We start from the raw sequence: 2,567 nt of genomic DNA, 5'->3' as shown, positions 1-2,567 counted from the left end.
GTGCTGACATGAGCGAAGACAAGGCGATCTGGCCACCCATCGACCCGGTTTCGGCCGGCCTGCATGGTCGCTGCCCGCGCTGCGGCGAGGGCAAGCTGTTCTCCGGGTTCCTCACCGTCGGCAAGCGCTGCCACAATTGCGGCCTCGACTATTCCTTCGCCGATGCCGGCGACGGTCCGGCTGTGTTCGTCATCCTGATCATCGGCTTCATCGTCGTCGGCCTGGCGCTGTGGATGGAGGTGACGCTCAGCCCGCCGCTCTGGCTGCATTTCATATTGTGGATCCCGCTGGCTCTGGTGCTTTGCCTGACGGCGCTGCGCCTGATCAAGGGCGTGCTGATCACCATGCAATACAGCAAAAAGGCTTCCGAAGGCAGGCTGGACGCCGGTCAATGAGCGGTGCAACCGGCTCGACTGCCGGCCGTCCGCGGCCGCGCAAGGCGTTGCTGCTTGGGCTCGGCCTTGTCCTATTCGCCATTCTCGTAGGGCTCGGCACCTGGCAGGTCCAGCGCCTGCACTGGAAGGAAGGGCTGCTCGAGACCATCGACAGGCGCATCCATGCAGCACCCTTGCCGCTGGCGGATGTCGAAAAGGAATTCGCCGCCACCCATGATGTCGACTACACCCCGGTGACGGTGAGCGGCACCTTCCTGCACCAGGGCGAGCGGCATTTCTTCTCCACCTGGGAAGGCGATACCGGCTTCAACGTCTACACACCCTTGCGGCTCGACGACGGCCGCTTCGTGCTCGTCAATCGCGGCTTCGTTCCCTACGATCTCAAGGATCCGGCCAAACGCCGGCATGGCGAGGTCGCCGGCACGGTGACCGTGACCGGGCTTGCCCGCAATCCGCTGCCGGAAAAACCCTCGATGATGCTGCCCGACAACGATGTCGCCAAGAACATCTTCTACTGGAAGGACCGCGACGTCATGGCCGCCAGCGCCGGCCTTCCGGCAGGCGCCGTGCTGGTACCGTTCTTCATCGATGCCGACAAGGCGCCGAATCCCGGCGGCCTGCCGGTTGGCGGCGTCACCATCATCGATCTGCCGAACAATCATTTGCAGTATGCCGTCACCTGGTATGGCCTGGCGGCCACCCTTGCGGCCGTGCTGATCCTCAGGCTTCGTCGCCCGCCGAAAGAAGGGTGAACGCCGCCGCTCTTGACAGGGCAGGGGTGCACGCCTCATTTCGCCTCCAGCTTTCCGACTGAACCGGCTCGTTTTGATGATTGAGAAAAAGCCACCGCTGACGATCAGGCTCTGCCAGCCGCGCGGCTTTTGCGCCGGCGTCGACCGCGCCATCCAGATCGTCGTGCTGGCGCTGAAGAAATACGGCGCGCCGGTCTATGTCCGCCACGAAATCGTGCACAACCGCTATGTCGTCGAGGGGCTGCAAAGCCTGGGCGCGGTGTTCATCGAGGAACTGTCCGAGATCCCGCCCGAGCATCGGAAGTCGCCCGTCGTCTTTTCCGCGCATGGCGTGCCGAAATCGGTGCCGGCCGACGCCGAGGCGCGCGACCTCTTCTATCTCGACGCCACCTGTCCGCTGGTGTCGAAGGTGCACAAGCAGGCGATGCGCCACCAGCGGCTCGGCCGCCACGTGCTGCTGATCGGTCATGCCGGCCACCCGGAAGTGATCGGCACGATGGGCCAGTTGCCGGACGGCGCGGTCACCTTGATCGAGACCGAGGCGGATGCCGCGCGCTTCGTGCCGGCGGACCCGGCGGCGCTTGGCTTCGTCACCCAGACCACGCTGTCGGTCGAGGATACGGCCGGCATCATCCGGGCGCTTGAGCAGCGGTTTCCCGAATTGCACGCTGCTGCTGCCGAATCGATCTGCTATGCCACCACCAACCGCCAGGAAGCGGTGAAGGAAACGGCCGCCGGCGCCGACCTTTTCCTCATCGTCGGCGCTCCCAACTCGTCCAACTCGCGGCGGCTTGTCGAAGTGGCGGAGCGGGCCGGCGCCCGCATGTCGCTTCTCGTGCAGCGGGCTTCCGAAATTCCGTGGGATGAGATCGGCGGGATTTCGACGCTCGGTCTGTCGGCCGGCGCTTCGGCGCCGGAAATCATCGTCGACGAGATCATCGACGCGTTCCGGCAACGCTTCGACGTCACCATCGATCTGGCCATTACAGCCACGGAAACGGAGGATTTTCCGGTGATGCGGGTGTTGCGCGATGTCGAACTGACGGCGGCCGACATGGCCTTCGTCAACGGAGCCGCGTGAACCCAGATGGCCGTCTACACCGACGTCAACGAAGGCGAGCTCACCACCTTCCTGAAAGCCTATCCGGTGGGCGAGCTCCTGTCCTACAAGGGCATCGCCGAGGGCACCGAGAATACGAATTTCCTGGTCCATGCCTCCACCGGCTCCTACATCCTGACGCTCTACGAGAAGCGCGTCGACAAGGACGATCTGCCGTTCTTCCTCGGCCTGATGGGCCATCTCGCGCGAAAGGGCATTTCCTGCCCGCTTCCGGTCACCGCGCATGACGGCACCGTCATCGGCATGCTCGCCGGCCGCCCCGCCGTCATCATCACCTTCCTCGAAGGCCTGTCGCTCAGG

4 protein-coding genes are annotated in these 2,567 nt (G+C 64.6%); all 4 read left to right on the top strand.

All coding sequences use genetic code 11. The features are described 5' to 3' along the window. Positions 1–8: 8 nt before the first annotated feature. Complete coding sequence (locus tag EOA38_RS33330) at positions 9–395, top strand: DUF983 domain-containing protein (RefSeq protein WP_126095230.1); 387 nt, start codon at positions 9–11, stop codon at positions 393–395. Further along, a complete protein-coding gene (locus tag EOA38_RS33325; RefSeq protein ID WP_189435095.1) occupies positions 392–1,147 on the top strand; it encodes an SURF1 family protein in 756 nt (251 codons plus the stop codon). The genes EOA38_RS33330 and EOA38_RS33325 overlap by 4 nt, the downstream gene beginning before the upstream one ends. A gap of 76 nt (positions 1,148–1,223) precedes the next feature. Next, positions 1,224–2,228, top strand: coding sequence for a 4-hydroxy-3-methylbut-2-enyl diphosphate reductase (ispH, locus tag EOA38_RS33320; protein WP_126095229.1), 1,005 nt, complete (start codon positions 1,224–1,226; stop codon positions 2,226–2,228). Between the two features lie 6 nt (positions 2,229–2,234). Then, a partial coding sequence (locus EOA38_RS33315) for a phosphotransferase (RefSeq protein WP_145966194.1) occupies positions 2,235–2,567 on the top strand: 333 nt, incomplete at its 3' end.

It is taken from the genome of Mesorhizobium sp. M1E.F.Ca.ET.041.01.1.1 (assembly GCF_003997355.1).
Lineage (GTDB): Bacteria > Pseudomonadota > Alphaproteobacteria > Rhizobiales > Rhizobiaceae > Mesorhizobium.
This window is presented reverse-complemented; position numbering and strand designations above follow the sequence as displayed.

Bases quoted from the DNA above. Each gene is read 5' to 3' on its own strand.
- EOA38_RS33325 (WP_189435095.1), top strand. From the start codon at position 392: ATGAGCGGTGCAACCGGCTCGACTGCCGGCCGTCCGCGGCCGCGCAAG.
- ispH (WP_126095229.1), top strand. From the start codon at position 1,224: ATGATTGAGAAAAAGCCACCGCTGACGATCAGGCTCTGCCAGCCGCGC.
- EOA38_RS33330 (WP_126095230.1), top strand. From the start codon at position 9: ATGAGCGAAGACAAGGCGATCTGGCCACCCATCGACCCGGTTTCGGCC.